Source organism: Sporosarcina sp. Y1011, assembly GCF_057669885.1.
This window is the reverse complement of record NZ_JBYHFP010000027.1, coordinates 1-18,169: the sequence shown is the minus strand read 5'-3', so window position 1 is coordinate 18,169 and position 18,169 is coordinate 1. Positions and strand designations below refer to the sequence as shown.

The 18,169-nt window shown below is 37.5% G+C and carries 20 protein-coding genes and 1 pseudogene; 3 read left to right on the top strand and 18 right to left on the bottom strand.

The annotated features are described in order from the left end of the window. Nucleotides 1-98 precede the first annotated feature (98 nt). The 4 genes from AC25Y5_RS18070 to AC25Y5_RS18055 form a co-directional block, all read right to left on the bottom strand. A complete protein-coding gene (locus tag AC25Y5_RS18070; protein WP_488141498.1) occupies nt 99-506 on the bottom strand; it encodes a hypothetical protein in 408 nt (135 codons plus the stop codon). 125 nt (nt 507-631) lie between these two features. After that, the gene (locus AC25Y5_RS18065) at nt 632-967 is read right to left on the bottom strand and encodes a hypothetical protein (RefSeq protein WP_488141497.1); all 336 of its coding nucleotides are present in this window, start codon (nt 965-967) and stop codon (nt 632-634) included. A gap of 113 nt (nt 968-1,080) precedes the next feature. Beyond that, nucleotides 1,081-1,686 carry a VOC family protein gene (locus AC25Y5_RS18060; protein ID WP_488141496.1) on the bottom strand — a complete coding sequence of 202 codons (606 nt, stop codon included), beginning with the start codon at nt 1,684-1,686 and terminating at the stop codon, nt 1,081-1,083. A gap of 180 nt (nt 1,687-1,866) precedes the next feature. Next, nucleotides 1,867-2,655: an MBL fold metallo-hydrolase gene (locus tag AC25Y5_RS18055; protein WP_488141495.1), complete on the bottom strand. Its 789-nt coding sequence runs from the start codon at nt 2,653-2,655 to the stop codon at nt 1,867-1,869. Between the two features lie 346 nt (nt 2,656-3,001). On the opposite strand from AC25Y5_RS18055, the gene AC25Y5_RS18050 reads away from it, so the two are divergent. Beyond that, the gene (locus tag AC25Y5_RS18050) at nt 3,002-3,814 is read left to right on the top strand and encodes an STAS domain-containing protein (protein WP_488141494.1); all 813 of its coding nucleotides are present in this window, start codon (nt 3,002-3,004) and stop codon (nt 3,812-3,814) included. Between the two features lie 1,152 nt (nt 3,815-4,966). Here AC25Y5_RS18050 and AC25Y5_RS18045 read toward each other — a convergent pair. The 4 genes and pseudogenes from AC25Y5_RS18045 to AC25Y5_RS18030 all read right to left on the bottom strand — a co-directional run. Continuing rightward, the gene (locus AC25Y5_RS18045) at nt 4,967-5,278 is read right to left on the bottom strand and encodes a hypothetical protein (RefSeq protein WP_488141493.1); all 312 of its coding nucleotides are present in this window, start codon (nt 5,276-5,278) and stop codon (nt 4,967-4,969) included. Nucleotides 5,279-5,446: 168 nt separating this feature from the next. Beyond that, nucleotides 5,447-5,848, bottom strand: coding sequence for a vWA domain-containing protein (locus AC25Y5_RS18040; protein WP_488141492.1), 402 nt, complete (start codon nt 5,846-5,848; stop codon nt 5,447-5,449). A 165-nt stretch (nt 5,849-6,013) separates the two neighbouring features. Then, a complete protein-coding gene (locus AC25Y5_RS18035) occupies nt 6,014-6,172 on the bottom strand; it encodes a hypothetical protein (protein ID WP_488141491.1) in 159 nt (52 codons plus the stop codon). After that, nucleotides 6,172-6,283 (bottom strand): annotated as a pseudogene (locus AC25Y5_RS18030) (excalibur calcium-binding domain-containing protein); the annotation flags it as partial. The pseudogene AC25Y5_RS18030 and the gene AC25Y5_RS18035, both read right to left, overlap by 1 nt. 196 nt (nt 6,284-6,479) lie before the next feature. Here AC25Y5_RS18030 and AC25Y5_RS18025 point away from each other — a divergent pair. Then, nucleotides 6,480-6,743 (top strand): hypothetical protein, encoded by a 264-nt coding sequence (locus AC25Y5_RS18025; protein ID WP_488141490.1) that lies wholly within the window; start codon nt 6,480-6,482, stop codon nt 6,741-6,743. A 659-nt stretch (nt 6,744-7,402) separates the two neighbouring features. On the opposite strand, the gene AC25Y5_RS18020 is transcribed toward AC25Y5_RS18025, so the two are convergent. From AC25Y5_RS18020 to AC25Y5_RS18000, 5 genes are all read right to left on the bottom strand, one after another. Next, a complete protein-coding gene (locus tag AC25Y5_RS18020) occupies nt 7,403-7,627 on the bottom strand; it encodes a hypothetical protein (RefSeq protein WP_488141489.1) in 225 nt (74 codons plus the stop codon). A gap of 525 nt (nt 7,628-8,152) precedes the next feature. Beyond that, nucleotides 8,153-11,797, bottom strand: a complete 3,645-nt coding sequence (locus AC25Y5_RS18015) for a multicopper oxidase domain-containing protein (protein WP_488141488.1) — start codon at nt 11,795-11,797, stop codon at nt 8,153-8,155. Nucleotides 11,798-11,816: 19 nt separating this feature from the next. Next, entirely contained in the window at nt 11,817-11,942 is a 126-nt protein-coding gene (locus AC25Y5_RS18010; protein WP_488141487.1) for a hypothetical protein, read from the bottom strand. 172 nt (nt 11,943-12,114) lie between these two features. Further along, nucleotides 12,115-12,405, bottom strand: coding sequence for a hypothetical protein (locus tag AC25Y5_RS18005; RefSeq protein ID WP_488141486.1), 291 nt, complete (start codon nt 12,403-12,405; stop codon nt 12,115-12,117). Between the two features lie 1,066 nt (nt 12,406-13,471). After that, entirely contained in the window at nt 13,472-13,678 is a 207-nt protein-coding gene (locus AC25Y5_RS18000; protein ID WP_488141485.1) for an SCO family protein, read from the bottom strand. Between AC25Y5_RS18000 and AC25Y5_RS17995 the strand changes: the two genes are divergently transcribed. Then, nucleotides 13,663-14,121, top strand: a complete 459-nt coding sequence (locus AC25Y5_RS17995; RefSeq protein ID WP_488141484.1) for a transposase — start codon at nt 13,663-13,665, stop codon at nt 14,119-14,121. The genes AC25Y5_RS18000 and AC25Y5_RS17995 overlap by 16 nt on opposite strands. A 312-nt stretch (nt 14,122-14,433) precedes the next feature. Here AC25Y5_RS17995 and AC25Y5_RS17990 read toward each other — a convergent pair whose 3' ends face one another. The 5 genes from AC25Y5_RS17990 to AC25Y5_RS17970 all read right to left on the bottom strand — a co-directional run. Beyond that, nucleotides 14,434-14,763: a YolD-like family protein gene (locus AC25Y5_RS17990; protein WP_488141483.1), complete on the bottom strand. Its 330-nt coding sequence runs from the start codon at nt 14,761-14,763 to the stop codon at nt 14,434-14,436. A gap of 13 nt (nt 14,764-14,776) precedes the next feature. Next, nucleotides 14,777-16,039 carry a Y-family DNA polymerase gene (locus AC25Y5_RS17985; protein WP_488141482.1) on the bottom strand — a complete coding sequence of 421 codons (1,263 nt, stop codon included), beginning with the start codon at nt 16,037-16,039 and terminating at the stop codon, nt 14,777-14,779. Continuing rightward, nucleotides 16,040-16,243, bottom strand: coding sequence for a LexA family protein (locus AC25Y5_RS17980; protein ID WP_488141481.1), 204 nt, complete (start codon nt 16,241-16,243; stop codon nt 16,040-16,042). Then, complete coding sequence (locus AC25Y5_RS17975; RefSeq protein WP_488141480.1) at nt 16,240-16,626, bottom strand: YhjD family protein; 387 nt, start codon at nt 16,624-16,626, stop codon at nt 16,240-16,242. Before AC25Y5_RS17975 ends, AC25Y5_RS17980 begins: the two co-directional genes overlap by 4 nt. Nucleotides 16,627-17,440: 814 nt before the next feature. Further along, a partial coding sequence (locus AC25Y5_RS17970) for an S-layer homology domain-containing protein (RefSeq protein WP_488141479.1) occupies nt 17,441-18,169 on the bottom strand: 729 nt, incomplete at its 5' end.

Genomic DNA, 18,169 nt, shown 5'->3' with positions numbered 1-18,169 from the left:
ACACTCTTCAACTAAACTGTCCCTTTAGTTGAACAAGAAAAAAAGCTGTCTACACAGCTCATCGATCTTCAAGTAAAGCATCCTTTAGTGTGAATTTACTAATCCATTTTGATTACATAGGAAGTTATTTCTTTTACTTTGTTTTTTCCTGCACTTACAAAAGTGTACACGTTACAAAAAGAGTAAATATTATTGTCTTCTAATTTAAATATACCATTCACTGATGCCGTTTTACCATGTGTAATGATATTTAATATTTCTATTTCAAATATTCTTGAAGTAGTTCTATTTTCTAATACTTTAATTACTTCTTCGTGACTTTGAACCGAAATTTCATTTACTATATCCCAATATATATCCTCAGTAGTATATTTAGATAAAAAAAGAAATTCATTTGTGGCAAATGCCCTTATAAGATCCTTAAGAAACTTTTTTCTGGGTGCATTTTCACAATCCGCGGGACTAACTATTTTTATACCTTGGTCCTCAGAAAATATTTTCCCCATACTCCTCCACCCTTTTATACATGTTAATGTTTTTTTATTTTAACACTTTTCTTCTTCTACTGACCATTATCTTTAGCAAAATAAGCGAGATGTTGCCTAAAACTCTTCTTTCGTTAAAGCACCCGTTAGTGATTGAAATAAATATAAAAAACTAGAATAAATAATGTTAACCCTAATGCCTTAACCATTCTAATCATACTACCGGACTTCCAGTATCCAATACTATCGTAAACAAAGCCGACGATAACTAAAATGATTGCTATATTACCTAACAGTAAATTATCAAAAATCACTACACCAATTACAAAAAATATTAGTCCAATCAAAGAAAAAGATTCAAAAATCAGCTTTATAGGCTGTTTCTTTTGTTCATCTGTTAGCTTTTTATAATCTTTTATGAAAGCGATGAGGGTTCCAATACTTAGAAATCCCACGAAGATTATTTTCACAATTAACTCCACAATAAAATTTCCCTCTTCTCAAAGTAATCTGCTACTTTAGTTGAACAAGAAAAGAGCTGTCTGAGCAGCTCAACGATCTTCAAGTAAAGCACCCGTTAGTGGAATAAGAATATCTAATTACTGTTAATAATTCTAACTCCATTGGGGTCAACAATGTTCGATGATAAGAATCCATTAAATACAGCTTCTTTAATTGTAACTTCATCACCAACTTCTGAAATTATATTATTAACCGTTTTACTAAACAAAATGGAAAGGTCATTATCTAATCCTTTCTTATTAATTTCCAACTTAAATTCTTTTATTTTTATGTTCTCAGTCATAGAGTCTACAACGTCTGTGTTGGTTTGGAGTTCTATCCTAAATTTATAAGGTGTAGTAATAAAGGTTCTTCTTTCTCCTCTATTAACTTCCCAATTCATTCTTTTTGCGTTTTCACATATCTTATTTTGTTCTTTTTCTGATACCAAAAAACCAATATGGTCAAACTTAATTTTCTTACCGTAACCGAAAGTAATATTTATATTCCCTTTTCTTACTTCTACAATTCGAAAAAGAATATTTTTCTCTCGAAAGTCATTCCACGTTAATGGTGGACTAAACGTTTGAAAATCCCCATCGTATTTTCCTACTCGTTGAAATATACGAAAGCCATTATCCTCATAAAATTTTTCTGTTTCTTCAACATTAGGAGTCCAAAAATGATAATGAAAAAGCATTAAATTCACCTCTTAATTAAAGTATTATATATAATCTTTTCGATACAAAAATGAATTCCTACTCCGATTAAACCACCTCTCTGTTACTTAAATAACTCCACATAATATTAACCGCTTCGACGACCTTTCAAATATACCTGCTTCTTGAACTAACCTGCCCCGTTAGTTCAATAAGAATAATTAAAATTGCACACTAAATCCTTTGAATTTATGAATTCCAGTTCCGAATCTTACCCGATCTTTTTCTTTAAGCTCTTCAACTGCATTTTCCACTTCTTGTAAAACGCTTGCATCAAGACCTATTGTATTATGTCCGCCATAAATCTTCGTTACATTGGGAATGTTGGATATTTCCTTTAACGATTGCACTAAATCCACAGGATTGGTAGTTGGGAAAAAAGCATACACGGGAGTCCCATCATAAAGCAAATCACCTGTAAATAAATAACCTTTACTATTATCTAAAATTGAAATATGACCCGGAGAATGTCCTGGAGTATGGTAGATAGTTAACTTTCTATTGCCTATCTCTATTTCATCACCATCATTTAACAATCCTGTAGGCATACCCTGAAAGGGTTTATAGGTGTCTGGATTAAACGTTTCTGGCGTGGGTATTGTAATATCACGACTTACATCTTTTCTGATTTGTTCGATAGAAAGTTTCTTAATACCATTGACTAGCCAGTCTTCTTCATCTTTATGTACGTAAATATTCTTAAATTCACCGTGACTTCCAATATGGTCCCAATGGACGTGTGTTGTTAGAACAATAATCGGTAAGTTTGTCAGCTGGTCTGTAATCCTTTTTATGTTATCGATCCCAAGACCTGTATCAATTAATGCAGCTTTCTCCTCGCCAATTAATAAATAAGAGTGAACTTTTTCCCAATGTCCATACTCACTAATAGCGAAAGTTGTATTGTCTATTTGATTTACTGTAAACCATGAGTCTTTAATTTCAACCACTTATTAAATTCCCCTTTCTAAACTCTCATATTAGTAGTATTCTCCATTAATTTACTTAAAACCTTCTACTATCACTCTTCAACTAAACTCCCTCTATAAACATTGATGTATCAACGGCTTGCACTACTTCATGATGTAGAATAAATATTTTTTCACGTATTTCATAAACAGAGTCTTGATTTTTTTCTTTCAAGACCCCGAACATCCTTCAAACAGGAATGCTGCCCCGTAAAAGTACAACGGGGGGTATTATGAAGTTTTGGTGTTAATCAGTACCTTCACCTTGACATAAATAGTTCATATTTTTATCATTGATAAGAAGGCAAACAAAAAGGGAGAAAGAATTATGAACTCACTTAACAACATTTCTAATCATCTTCTCAGTAATAATGAATCATTGGCTATTGAAATTGTTAACGGTGTTCTTAATTCTCTGAATCAGGATATTCCTAAATGGGAACAAGATCAAGCTGTTACAATGTATATTGAGTTTGTAAGTTTTATAGGTGAATACATAATTAGTGAAGAAGAAAAAACACCTGAATTACTATTAGTTTGGAGTAAAAAGAATGCAGCTATGGTTTCACTTGATGGGAATCTTTCTACTCTTGTAGTTAGGTATTTGCCAACGAGGGATGTTATTACTGATATATTAACTGAATTGGGATTGGAATATAATCTTAGCTTGAAAGAACTAAGTAAGCTTATAAAGCAAGTAAATCATATGTTAGATATAAGCCTTAATGAAACTGTTTCTAATTATGAATTTCTTGTGAACGAGTATCAAAAGATGGCGCAGATTGAATTAGCAGAAGTATCTACCCCAATTGTTCCTGTTAAGGACGGCATAATTGTCCTGCCATTGGTAGGAAACATCGACTCATACCGGATACAATATATGATGGAAAATCTACTTCCTAAAATGTCTGATTTAGGGGTAAATTGTGTTATCGCTGATTTTTCAGGTGTTTATAAATTAGACAAAGGAAACGTCAAATATCTTAACCAAATTGGACAAATGCTTCGTTTAATGGGAATAGACATTATATCAACTGGAATTAGTCCCAAATTGGCTCAATTGGCTATTAATGAAGGAATAGATTTATCTGGCAGCAAAATTTATTCTAACTTAAAAATAGCATTGGAAAGTTTTGAATAACACTTAGGGTTTTTTATATATTCATGCACATTATTCAGAAAAAATTTAGATCAATTCAATAAGCTTTACTGGAAGCAAATAGAACGCTCTAAGAGTCACAATACCTTCAGTAGAATGGAACATTTAGAATTTCTAGGTTATAAAGTTGAATACTTGTGATGAAATAAGGAGTCATCAACGACATCCCTTTATTATGTAGAAAATAGAACGGTGTGCACAACAATAGCAGGGGTAGGAAAAAATCATTTCATATTTAAGCTTACCTAACGCACAACAAATAAAAAGTAGAAACAACATGATTGTAGTGGCATCTTTGGTCGTATGAGTTTTTGCGAATATATATCAAGTCTTATTTTTGCTATCCCATGTATAAGATACTATTAGACTAGGAAAGTATTACTGCATACAAATTTCATCAGTTGTCTTTCAGTGACACGTACTACCTATCGCCAAACAAATTACTCTTAGTGATAGGTAGTACTTGTGACTTTAGCATTAAACACTTCGATAAGTAAAAGGAAAACAGAAGAGTTGATAGAATATCTGCTGCGTTTGCGGCAATTACATACAACTAAGAACTTAAAAAAGGAATAAACGCTAAATCCAGCGTTCCTTCCTTTTTTATTCGGAATTTTCCGATTACTTTTGCATACGGAAACGCCAACAGAGCGTGCTTCCTTTAACATCTTTTTAATAAAACCCTTTGATATCGCAATTAATTATTTGTATATAGTCTACTTTAACTGCTCATTTGAGTATTAAATGAAAGAAATGATGATCCACATGTGGATTATGGTCTACAAGTGAAGGTTTATGAGTCGTATTTGTGTAATTTAAATGTTTAATATTGGCCACTTGTGGTCCACTTTCTTAGATGGCAAAAGAAGAAACTCAAACGCATAGGAAGTAATCGGATGATGCATTCTTAAATTCCTTGTTAGACTAAACTGCCACTTTAGTTATAGTACATTTCTTCACGACCTCCATTTTTCTTTCTAAATAATATGATCCTGCACATAAACACAGGAATTTTAATCAAACTTTATAGACTTTTTTATATATTAACAAACTTATTTTCATTGCCAAATTGGTCGCTCAACTTTTTTACTTTATAAAATATTTGATAGTCTTTGTCGATTTATTCTACCAACTTTACCTTTCAATTTTACTTCGTAAATGTCTCGTCTTTTTTAAGTATCCTGACCTAATCAATTTGTGCAAATCTCCCGTAGGTTTACTTTTGATAATGTTCGATATATCTTCTTTCTCAAAAGGTCGACTGCCGTTCGAATAACCCATTTCATTTACTCTTGCTGCGACCTTTTCAACACTACCTATGTATGCGTACTCCTTGATGATTTGATCTTCCAGTGTCTCTGGCTGAAAGGATTCGACCAAATCAACAAACTGTTTTAATTTCGCAATTTCATCTTTTGCTTGATCTACGGTTTTCAAGTTCTTCATCATCTCTCCCCCTTATTCGGATTATTCTATATTCGACACTAAAAACCCCCTTATTAAGGATGACAAAGGTTCTTTACGATGAAAGTTAATGAAATATTAGAATCTCTTAATTAATAAAAAACTAAAAGCACTACCCTAAGGCAGTGCGAAAATGTACAGTTTTATTTTTCAGATTTCAAACGCAGTAAAACTTCCCTTATCATCGAAATCCTTAACTTGGACAACTTTATCGGAAAACTGTGTCACCGTATTTGTACTACTACCTATTACAAGGGAAAGTACATTGAAGGCTTTCTCTTTTTTCTCCTTATTGAATGCTTCTAAAAATGAATCCCTTAATCTGTCTTCACCATCCGTAACAAACACAACATCTGCTTGTTTAAAACAACTTTCGTTTATGACATTCATCGCCTTATCAAGAGGCAGTGCAAAGTTCGTACCACCGCCTAAAAAGGTTTGTGCAAGATTAACCATATCTGAGCCTTTAATTTTCCCTTTCTCATATTTAAAGATTAACATCATATCCAGAAGCCCAACATGACCCTCTGATTTAGTTATTTGACTACGCACACTCGTTCCCTCCTTTTACTTCGGGGTATGTTTTTGATTCAAGACTGCACAACAAACAAGGACGCTTTTTTTTGCTCTCCTTCCCAGCTGTTGTTGTTTATGCTTTTTTTCAAATAGGAGAAGTAAACATTAAAACAGATGATGGAAACGATTCAAAAAAGAGTGTTATTTGAATGACTTCGCTATTATATCCGATTGGCTAATTAATGCAATATCGTCTTTGGAAATTTCTCCAGTGACTTCATTCGCCGGGATACAGGATACTCTAGAAAAATCATATTGACCTTCTTCAACACGATCAAGTGTGTATTTTGCTTTTCCCATTATCGTTCACACGCCCATCCGTCTTTGTCTCGGTCCATTTTCGATTGATATGCCGGGTGATTTTTGAACACCGCTTGTATATACCGTACGTAAGTCTGTACAGTTTTTAAAGTTAGTCCGTGTCGATGGTTTTGGTTTAGCCACTGGTTTAAACACATCTTAATCCTGGGTATAATTGAATAGAGCGAATTCATTTTATTATTGTTTTCATCGCTAAATGAATATAAAATATACTTTTGTAGCCCTATGATTTGCGGATGAGATAGGAACTTATATAATGAATAAAAAGTTTTATTGGAGGTTTATTATGAATTACAAAATCATTAACAAACAAGTATTTGAACAGGCACAGCTACGTTCGGTTTCAGACGTACCGTTCACTCAAGAAGAACTTCAAATCGGTATGAAGATAGCTGTCTCTAAGGAGGATAATACCCTTGCACTGTATTTAGTGGATGTAAACGGTCAGAAGAAATTCGATGTCCGTTGGGATGATTCATCCGAGCATTTCAAAGGCTGGCAATCCGCTTGGGAAAATTTCTCTTGGTGCCTAAATATTGTTAGTAATTAACATATTAGTTTTTAGTTAATTCGGATTTTTACCGACAAATTATTTGATTTTGGAGTATCAATGTCTTAATTGCGCTAGTATTGACATAGTATCGGTAAAGAAGGACGGATTTAGAATTGACAATTGGTGCCTCCTCGATATATTTTCTTATACAGAAAATGTATCGAGACCTTTCCTTTCCAATCCTGATTCAACATATCTTCAAAAAACGCCTCAAACCCTTACACTAAAGGATTTGGAGCGTTTTTTATATGTATTCCTGGATCCATGTTATCGCCCAGTCAAATAAGAAGACCTTCCCACATATTGATCGGCCGGCATCATTTTTAGAAGTTGGATTTCACCTTCCATTTTTGGTTGAAAATAAAAGACTAGCAATCGAGCTTGCAAAAGCTCTAAAGCCTATCTACAACAATATTTATTATGATGAAGCTAATTACATGTCATCGGAGTTCAGAATACTTTTTCAGCGGTATTGTATCGTACTTTTAGAATCTCTCTAGAAGATAAATGGATATTATTAAGAGCCTAATCTGCTCTTTTTAATTCATTATCATTTTGGTATGGAAACTATCTAACAGTGAATCTCATACCACGCCCTTACCATCTCACTCCGGATGAAAATAAAAAAACGTCCCTGTAGAGGACGTTCTTGCCTATTACTTTTCAAGTTTATTAATAAGATTTTCCCTCTGTTCTCTTGACAATCCGTGGATGCTGTTTAACCATTCATCTACCACTTTGTACATTCCTTCGGAAGTCAAACCGACTTTTTGGATATAATCTTGTTCAATACCGATATCAACTTTACCGTTAGTTGCTATATTGAACCATGGCGATTTTTCTGAATTATATTGCGATAAATCCTCTTGACCGAAAATCATAAAATCCCCCCCCTCTATCTTCCAATATTCGACGGAAGGAAGAGGACTCCTCTAAGTAGTTTAGTCCTGCTGCAATCTTCCTGATTCATATAATACAAAAAATGCGCCTCTACTTGTTATAGAAACGCACCCTGGGAATTTGGTTAAATCACTTCTGCTGGCAATGGTTTACTGTAGAAGAATCCTTAATCCTTGCACCATCACATCCATGTTCATTTAAAAATTGGTACTTTTTATTATCTTCTACTCCCTCGGTAATCACTGTCAACCCATAAGAAAGGAGGTGAGAAAACAAAAAAATGATTTTATATTCCAGAGCGATGTTGTCCAGTATTTCCTTCTCCGCGACTCCCTTCCCTTCTGACGCCAGAGGTTTTAGAAAGAGTTATTTTAAAAAATAGAAATGCAAATGAACTGCTACTGGATCTTGCATTAGGATACAGTTCGATGAACTATTTGACGAAGTTCGCCCTTGAAAATCGACTATTTATGTAGAAAAAAGAGAAGAATACTCTCTTCTCTTCTTTATTGCTCTAACGGAGGCAAGTGTTCATTCGGCTCACTGTGCACTCTCATAATCCCCCACATGCCTTGCTCGATGTCCCATTGAATATTTCCTGATCGGTACATATAATCTCCCGGGAAATTCCCGTAAGCACCAGCCCCGCCCAGCAGCTCTATGTTCCGTGCAGCCCCTGCTACGTTGAATCCAGTAAATGATTCTGTTCGAGTATTAATATCCTTGGTATCAAAACGCCAGCGGTGACCATGAAGATGGAACGTATGCGCCCTTCGTCTTTCTGCTGGCGTGACTAATCGAATTGTCACTGGATCCCCTGCGTAGGATTCGAACAATGGAGTAGCTGGATCACCGAACACACGTGAACTAAATAAATCGAGCAACACCGGATGTTTTTGATAACGATTAATTAACCGTTCGCTTCGATAATTAAAGCCCCTCGATCCTTGATCATACGTATCGACATCATCTTCTTCAGCATCCGGAGACGGCAAAAGAATTCCAGCAATCGGGTCGACAATGACCTGACCTTGTTTGTCCAGCAGCCTCACACCATCATGCATGACCATGACAAATTCCCTCATATCCGGTAAAAAAGGATTGCGTAAAATGACATTCGCTCCAGTTCGTACCGGCTTTAGTGTATATGGATCCAAATATTCCGTTCCCCTCGGTTCTGCAATAAATGCCCCGAAGGCACCTTGAGATTTGTGGTTGCGAATGTCCGCCATATCCCACATGCCGCAAGCTCCTACTTGAGAATCGACCCACCAGCGATACGTTCGCTTCTCACCCGGTCCGACGGTTTGATCCCCATTGAATCCGACAGTTTCGCCTGCCGAGGTTTTCACATCATACTCAATTAATTGAGGATGCAGCGAGATACGTAAAGACGGTGGATAAAAGGCTTGCTCTTTCACCTCTGGGTAAGGATATATACCATCTTTGAAGGGAAATAAATCAAGCTTTAATTGACTTGTCAACTTCACTTCTACTGTATCTCCGACATTGGCCCGTATGATTAACGGCTCTGGCTTTTTTGTGCCTTTTAAAATAGCATCCATATCTTCCTTGAGTGCAAAGATGATTCCATTCGGATCGTGATCACCGAAATCATTGTAAATAATCGGAAGTTGGAAAGCGACAATATCAAAATAGCGAATCGGTCCCTTTTCGACAGGAACTAACGTGGGGTCTTCCGCTTGCGGCGGCTTTGTTCCTGTACATTCAGGCAGCGGTTTTGTTCGCTTTAACGGCTCTGGTCGGTCCGGTAAAGGAATTAAATCCGGCACCTTTTCGTCAAATGCCCGAATTAGACCCCAAAGTCCGTTCCATAAATCTTCTTCTGTCTCAAACGCCCACAAATAATCTCCAGCTCGCGGAATAAAAGTTTCCATTGTAAAAGATTCTGAAATACCGATATGTTGCTGCTCATCCATATTAGAATTCAGACTGCCGCGCTCCCTCATCCATTTCAATCCATGAACATTAAAGCTATGGGATTCCTCTTGGGCTCCTTGGAGGAGGCGAAAGCGAATCGAATCCCCCTCGTAAGCCCTTAGTATTGGGGTAATAGGATCACCATTCACAAAGGAACTGAACGTAAAAGCAGGGTCGCAATCCGGACCTAAACGAAATTGCAGTGGTTCATTTTTATAATTTACACCGAATAATCCGGGGTCATCTTCAGAACCTGGAAATTCTGGCGGTTGGAGCGGTTTTCCATTTTTATCAAATAACAAGGAAAAGTCCTGAACAAATAACACAAAATCACGGTAATCAGGAATTAATGGATTAGTCGCAGTAATTTGTGTGCCATGAACGACTTCCTCTCCTGATGTTGAGTCGAGAAATTTCGTAAAGCGAGGATGAATAACACCCGACCCAAATGCACCATGCTGTTGATGAGCATTTGGAAATAAATGATCATGGAAGAAAAATGCTTTTAATTCGGAATCTGCGTAATAGGAGTACCGTATTGTTTCACCCGGCAAAACGGAGGAATCATAATTCCATCCAACATTCGCACCGTCACTCACAAGAACATCAAATTTGACAAAGTGGGTATGAAAGCTAGTTTCGTACGTTCTTGTGACGAGTTGGAATGCATCACCATCGAGAATATGAGGCAATCGATTCGTAAAATTAACTTGAATGCAAGTATTTTCCGGGGCATGGAATACGAGAGGCTCCGGTTCTTTTTTACCTGAACAAACATCTTCTAAATCTTTATCGAGAACAAATATCCGTCCTTTTGGATCATGCCAACCTTGTTTGTTGTACGTGATTGGCAACTCAATTAACGAGATGTTAAATTCATTCTCTGGCGCATCTTCAGGACAAGGATCAACAAATACCGCCCCAGGTCTCGGCTTTTCAATCGCCGCTTGACGCTCCAGTTCAGTCAATCCCCGCCCGCCTTTTATACCGAGCGGTGGACGCGGCGCCTTGTGTCCAACTTTACCAGGAATAAAATTCGGGAATCCCGGTTTTAATTTTGTCGGCTTTGGCGGCGCTTTCCGGTCCGGCAATGGCTGTAGCGAGTTAATGGGAACACCATTAGGATAACACTGGCTTCCATCTTGAAGCGTATTAAAAACCCGGTTCATCCCCCACATTCCAACCGCAAAGTGTGGATAAAGATGGCAGTGAATAATTGAATCACCAAAAGAACCTTGCAAACTACCTAAACCATATAGCGGTTCAACCGTGTAATGAGACTGTGGACTGGTCGCTTGCGCATCAAAAATTTCAGATTCGAGGTCTTGCGGATCGCTCAACCATTGATGAGCATGATAGTGAAAGACATGTGTTTCTTTCGTACCGCCGTGCATGACTCGGATTTTGGCAGGGTCTCCTACATATCCCCGCAAAATCGGTGTGGATGGATCTCCAAATACCCATGAATCATGGTGAACTTCTTCTCCTTCAGTATTTGGACCAACGACTCCTTCTGCGATAAGCTGTTGGCGCCTGTTTATCGGTTCAAACCGGTAATTAGCGCCGTGAAATGATTCCTCATCCTGGTTTGTTAAATGATTGATTGGACGATTCCCGGTTAAATCATCCACTTCCATTTCATCATGAAAAATCCAAGCATATTCCCGGAAGGAAGGTAAAATCGGATGATGAACATCAGCATACACACCACTATTCATCAGCTTCCTAGTCTCAGGATGCGTCCACCAGGAAAAACGTTTCTCGACAAACAACGCTCCAAACAGACCGTTTGAATTGGAACCATTTTCACCGCTAGACGGATTACCTAAATCAGAAAAGTAATATGTTCCTTCTTTTACAGCTTGTATTCGATACAAAATCGAATCGAAAGGAGCTACTGTACTGTCTTTGTTTAGTCCAACATTCGCTCCGTCAGCTTGGTCCACTTCATACTCTGCTTGCTGAAAATGCATACCTATGTTAAAAGATAGTTTATTTTCAAGCAAAATTTCCACTGTTTCTCCTTCATTCGCCCGGATCACAAGAGGCTGAACAACATCAACGGGAGTGAACAGATTTTTTTTGACTAATTCCTTTACTTTCTGTTCATTTTCTTTTAACACATACATCATTCCATTTGGATTATGATCGCCAAACGTATTTAAGACGATTCGAATCGGAATGGCTACTACATGGTACTTTCTTATCATAATGACGCCTCTTTTCTAACTAATCTTTTAAATGAGGGATTTTTGCTCCAGTCCCCGTTTCAATATAGAACACATCAATTGAGTCGATATGCACGTACCATTCTTTTCTCTCTAATGCAGGTACTGATGTCGTTTGCACATCCAAGACGACGATATCTCCAAGTATTAATTTCCCCTATAAACATAAATGGAAATGATTCAGTCAATATAAACACTCTTCTTCCAATATTTTTACTAAAATGATTGACTAGAGCTACCTCTCTAGTGTCATTCACTGTTCTTGCTTTCTGGTTAGTCATTCGCTCATCGCTCCTCTATTATGCTAATGGGAACACCAGGTCACTAGGTACTTCTGTTGAAAAAGATACAATTTGCTCAAGTGGAATACTAAGTGGAAACGGGAATTTATAAAATGGAGCATTTACCATTTTAATGATGACGGGCGACAGCGTTATATGCCCTTGATGGACGTCGGAAATTGTTCCAGCAAAAATGGGCCGAAATACTTGCCCCAATAAGTTAAGCTGTACTGCTTCTGTAATAACAAGCACTTCTTCCCCCATCAACTTTTTTAATACCAAAAACAATTTACCTTCGGTTTGTTCCAAAAAAATAACCTCCTATTTTTTTATTTAATAACCGTTTAATTTTGTTTGAACAAATATTTAAATATTGACTTCAACATATTTTTCCATAAAGGAAACAGACCAATCGTAGACACGTATCGAATCTCGTTTAGTGGGATAATCTTTTCTGGCTTTAATATATGAAGTAACAGCTCTTTTTTTGTCGTTTTTGTTATTATTCCGAGAAATATTTTCTCACCAGTCTTCACCTCTACCCACATACCTCCCCATGAATGAAGATTTGTTCGTAAAGATTCTTCAAAAAACTGTTTAATTAGCGCTTCTCTTTTAGCCACTGTCTCGCCGAATTGGAGCACGAGCTTTTGCTGCATTGGTTATCATATATAAAGTGTTGATGGGCGTTTGAATAGGTAGGAAAACCGAAGGGAATGTTTGCGGATTCGATTGCAGTATAAGCGATCCAAATTCTTTTTTGAAGGTTAGTAAGCATGACGAAGTCTCTTCCGACTGTTGCGACTTTTCCCTCCGTCGTCACATTTACATCTTTTTAGATAAAAGAAGAAACTACCATTCGTTGCTTTCGTTTCATTTTTAAAAACTGTTTCCAGATAAGAGGCTTCCTGCATGTTTCATCCCAGTTATTTTTCTGGCTATTGTATTCTGTAAGAATTCTCGTTTCTTCTAAGGAAACTGGACTTGTCGTTGATGAAAACGATGGAGGATTCTTTAATTATTCCTCTATCTTCTTGTCCATTTCCAATGTTTCAAACTCTTCTTGCACCATGATTACCTCCAAACCACTCCTTTTTCAAAATGAATGAATGGTTAAAAAATTGAAATCCTTCACCTCCTTTCAGAGAATGCATCTGCAAATGCTCAGAAATTTCTTCAATATTCACTCGTTTATTACCTATTGCCATATCGTGATAAGCTCTAACTTGATTATTTGTATCCGCTATATATATAGACGTTGAATGAGTTACAAATCCCCCTTCATCTTTTTCATAAAAAAAATTGAATTATTGAGTAAACTTCTTTATTTCTTCTTCCGAACCTATTAAAAATAACCAGTTGGGACTATTAATTCCTAAATTTTTCTAATAATGTAAAACCTCTCTTCCGTATCGTATTCAGGATCTAACGTGACAGCTGGGATAAGGTACTCATCTTCTGAAATACCTTTTTCCATCATTAATTGCTGCAAATCTTTTAAGTCCCACATTGTAGTAGGACAAACGTCTGGACAGTTTGTAAAGAAGAAAGTAATTAGCTTCGGTTTTGTTTGAATGGACACATCTTTTCACATGCGCAAATTGGGATTACATCGATAAGGAAGATCATTTTATTTGTCCAAACGGGCGTAGAGTGGAATTCAAAAAATATGTAAATAAGAAAAATGCCTCGGGGTATGTACAAAGTTTAAAAGTGTACGAATGCGAAGACTGTTCAGATTGTCCGTTGAAAGCACTCTGTACAAAAGCCGACCAAGTACAATGGAACCTCATTTATGAAGAAATGAAAGCAAAGGCAAAAGCAGCCCTTGAATGTGAAACGAAATCACGCATCTACGCACAACGTAACGTAGAGAGTGTTTTTGGCCACATCAAGGGCAATCGGTCGTTCGCAGATTTTTACTGGGGGCCTCGAAGAGGTCCACACAGAATTTGGGATTGTGGCATTAGCCCACAACCTACTAAAAGTAGCAGGCATTCGCCAGCTACTTTCGAGAAAAATTAGTAAAAACATAAAAACAGGTGGAGAAAAACAAATCGTTTTTCTCCACCTGTTTTATTTTAGGGACTTATTAGACAGCCCCTTTTTAATTTCTTATCAAGCCGACGGTTTTCAGTTTATCGATTTCCACAAATTCCAATTCTCGACTCGTGGACATTGAAAGCTGTTTCTTCTTCTGTAACAATCATTTCTGTGTAATTAATATGAATGGTCTGTTTCAATAGAACATCAAATAGTCAGGAAGACCTTTAATAATATTTCGAGAATGTCGAAAATAAAAACGACCTTTCCCTAATCGAATTGGTCGTTGTTATTTCATTCCATACATTGTGCGCTGACTATATCTGAAAATGGAATCCTCTCGGGTCCAAAGGGGTTATCGAGCACAATACAGCTAGACTGCACATCAATTACTTCTACTATGGCTCCGCGTGTCATAATCTTGCCGTCCTTCCAAGTCTTAATCAACGTTTGGCATTTGCGCTTATGCGCTACTTCGATTTCTTCCTGGATAGATTGTAAATCCCAATCACTGAGCTCCGGGCATTCAACATAATGCTCCTTATCCATCCAATTTCTCAATTCCACAATATGCTCTGGCAACATCATTGCCGTCCATTTAATACTTCCGCGATCTCGAATCATGATATACCTCCCATTACTTATGTCCGCCAACCAATTTAGAGCGTCCAATCGCTGTCCCGTCATCCGTTAGAGACACAGCCCTCAATATAGCTGTGGATCCATACTTATTTCGGATATCATCCATAACCATGCCTAATTTACGGTTCCGAACCTTATGCTCATCAAAAAAACTTAGCTGCATTGATGTTTCATCTTCAAGGTTGGTGATTGAAATTGTGATTTTTCGCACGGGACGACCATCATGAAATTTATCGAATAAAGCCATGCAAACTCGGTAAATATTCATTGTGTCATTTGTAGCTTCTTCTATTGAAAGAGAACGACTAAATCCGCCACCCAAAGAATGCTTGCTATATCCTATCCCTAGATGAACGGTCCTGCCCTCTTTCCCAGCCACCCTTGCGCGACGAGAAACATCTTCACACATTTCTAGAATAACCACAAGTACAGATTCGCGGGTTACATAATCCCTATAAAGCGTTTGACCCTTACCATAGCTCTTCACTTGACCTTCCAGTAGAGGTGCGCCCAACTCGGACAGGTCAATCCCCCAGGCATGATAATAGTATTGATTTCCCATTACACCAAACTTTTTCTCGAGCCGTTCTAGCGATGTGTGCGCAAGATCGCCAACTGAGAAGATACCCATATTATTTAGAGATTTCTCCGTCTGTCGACCAATTCCCCACATTTCACTCAACGGTGCAACAGGCCATAGCTTCGACGGTATATCCTCAAATTCCCACTTCGCAAAACTTGTTTTCTTTGCTTCCAAATCCAGTGCCAATTTTGCCATTAACATATTTGGCCCCATACCAGCCGTTGATGGTAAATTTAGAGTTTCCAGTATTTCTGCTTGTATATCTTTAACTGTTTCCACCGGGTCACCCCAGAGCTTCTCGGTTCCCGTTAGGTCAATAAACGATTCATCGACCGAGTAGACATGTATAGCCTCTGCAGGCACGTAATTGTGGAGGATATGTGTGATTGCCATAGACATTTTGAGGAAATACGACATTTTTGGTTCAAACAAACGGATTTCGGGATGGCTAGGGATTTCAAATAATCGATTACCTGTCTTTATACGAAATTTCTTTTTCATAGCGGGACTGGCCGCAAGTACGACTGAACCTTTTTGTTGTAGGTTTCCGACGACCGCGATTGGCACAGTACGAACATCTAAATTGTGCAACGTAGCCATGCAGCTCGCATAGAAGCTCATCATATCGATACAGGCGATTTGTTTATTTGGTTGCCCCTTATATATCGAATGCATTTAACTAACAACTGTCAAAGTGCGTGGTGATGAATTAACAAAGTTGATAAACCCGTTTTCCCTCATCCTATCTAAATGACCGTGAACTGTAGATGGTGATTTGAGTCCGACTGCTTTAGCAATCTCCCTAATCGTTGGTGGATATAGGTTTTCTGCTGTGTAGCTTTTAATGTATTCTAAAATATTTCTTTGACGTTCGCTCATGAAATAACAGCTCCTTTGGTATGGTGTTCTCCGGACTTCGTAAAATAGATGCTTATCAATTCCTCGGTTCTGTTTCGTAACCGTATGTTTAAATATTTCCGTCGCTCTTCGTGACCATCATGCATAAATAGGTACTCTGTAAACGTTCCATCATTCAGCCTTTTAATTACTTTCATTTTATTACGCTTCAAATATAAATTCGTTTCTTTCATTTCATGCCTTGCAGTCTTTAGTGCACCTTCAATAATATCGACATAAGGTTTTTTCAATTTGAATGAACCAATTTCGATTTCTCCACGATCCTTTTCCAATACAGTAATTATTATCGGTAAGTAAATCATGTTTTCGAAATAAGGTATTGACCCAGATGGAATGAATCGCACGACCTAAATCACCAGGCTTTCTTTATATACCATGGGAACAAGCGCTAGCACGTTATCAATCGTAAAAGTTCTTCTGGACCCGCGAAGATGACAATAGGCTCGGAATGATACCTCACCCACCTGTAGCACCTTGATTCTATGTTTGCTTATTTCACCGTCTTTTGATATGTACATCATATCTAAGACATAATTCCGATCCATCGACTTAATCAATTCAACACGCACATCTGTTCCCTCCTCTTTTAATCAGTATATGGAATGTACGTTCGTATTGCAACAACAAATAAACACTTAACAAGAGTTACCAGAAGTAGACTCTTTGCTAAGTGTTCGACTCAAAGTTTTGGAAGAAGGAAATGAACGGTACACTTTTACTGATGCTTAATTTCAAGATATATTTCGAAAGTCAAACATTGTATAAACCCCGGTATTTAAATCGCTATTAGGTTTTAAACTAATCGAATAATAAATTTGTACAAATAATAAAATAGCCCCAATTCCGATTATACTAATTAGTTGCGAGTCACCTGTAAACGCGGAGTAAAACATTAATCCAAATGCTGATAATACGAGTGCTGCAATTATCCAATAGTATAATTTATATAGACTTTTTAAAACCTTTGGTAAACAATGCGAAATATGATTTAACACGTACAAAACTAATAGTGTCAGAGGAAAGAGTTAGGGCAATCTACAGTGAATTCCTAATATCTTCTTGTGAGCCTTTCACAAGCAGCACAGAGCATTCAACATGAGTAGTATGATGTGTATTACAGGAAAAAGGCTTCCAACAAAGCGGAAGCCTTTTTAGTTCCTATTTTTCAGCAGAATCCAGTTTGTCCAGCATGCGATATAGAACTACCGCTGTTTCTGCTCTAGTAGTTTGCTTTTTGGGGTCGAATGTTCCGTTTGATCGACCATGGATCAAGCCCAGTATGTTTGCGTTGCTCACTGCTTTTTTCGCATAATTGTTAATTTTCGAGTCATCCTTGAATTTGTCGTTTTGAGGCAAATTCAGCGTCAGTTTTGGATTTGAATAGTCAACAGCACGCATCATCATGGCTGCCATTTGCTCACGTGTAATATCTGCATCCGGATCGAAAGACCTGTCGTCCTTGCCATGTACGATACCTGTGCGATAAGCCGCTTCAATTTGTTGCGCTGCCCATTTTTTCGAAGATGGGACATCCTTAAATGTTCCTTTATAGTCTTCCAATGGCACTTGGAGTGCTCTTACCAGAAGGACGGCAAATTCTGCACGCGTCAATTTTTGTTCAGGTGCAAATAATTCTGCTGTTTTTCCTTCTGTAATAAAGCGCGCAGCTATGGAGTCAATCTCCTTTTTAGCCCAGTGTTTGGTCGTATCTTTGAATGCAACATTTGCAGTCATGACCGTAAATACGGATGGATTTTTGGTTGAAACGATCCAATAGCCATTTTCTACTTTCCCACCAGCGTAAGCCCATGCATTCACTACGTTGTCGTAAAAGACTGCTGTCGTCACATGTTTATTGACCGTTTGATTTAACTTCAGTTTCAGTTC

What these genes read in the sequence shown, in the direction of transcription:
- AC25Y5_RS18070 (WP_488141498.1), bottom strand. Translation starts at nt 506, where the DNA reads ATGGGGAAAATATTTTCTGAGGACCAAGGTATAAAAATAGTTAGTCCC.
- AC25Y5_RS18035 (WP_488141491.1), bottom strand. Translation starts at nt 6,172, where the DNA reads ATGGGAAAAGCAAAATACACACTTGATCGTGTTGAAGAAGGTCAATAT.
- AC25Y5_RS18015 (WP_488141488.1), bottom strand. Translation starts at nt 11,797, where the DNA reads ATGATAAGAAAGTACCATGTAGTAGCCATTCCGATTCGAATCGTCTTA.
- AC25Y5_RS17990 (WP_488141483.1), bottom strand. Translation starts at nt 14,763, where the DNA reads ATGATTCGAGATCGCGGAAGTATTAAATGGACGGCAATGATGTTGCCA.
- AC25Y5_RS18050 (WP_488141494.1), top strand. Translation starts at nt 3,002, where the DNA reads ATGAACTCACTTAACAACATTTCTAATCATCTTCTCAGTAATAATGAA.
- AC25Y5_RS18045 (WP_488141493.1), bottom strand. Translation starts at nt 5,278, where the DNA reads ATGAAGAACTTGAAAACCGTAGATCAAGCAAAAGATGAAATTGCGAAA.
- AC25Y5_RS17985 (WP_488141482.1), bottom strand. Translation starts at nt 16,039, where the DNA reads ATGCATTCGATATATAAGGGGCAACCAAATAAACAAATCGCCTGTATC.
- AC25Y5_RS18025 (WP_488141490.1), top strand. Translation starts at nt 6,480, where the DNA reads ATGAATTACAAAATCATTAACAAACAAGTATTTGAACAGGCACAGCTA.
- AC25Y5_RS17980 (WP_488141481.1), bottom strand. Translation starts at nt 16,243, where the DNA reads ATGAGCGAACGTCAAAGAAATATTTTAGAATACATTAAAAGCTACACA.
- AC25Y5_RS18020 (WP_488141489.1), bottom strand. Translation starts at nt 7,627, where the DNA reads ATGATTTTCGGTCAAGAGGATTTATCGCAATATAATTCAGAAAAATCG.
- AC25Y5_RS18060 (WP_488141496.1), bottom strand. Translation starts at nt 1,686, where the DNA reads ATGCTTTTTCATTATCATTTTTGGACTCCTAATGTTGAAGAAACAGAA.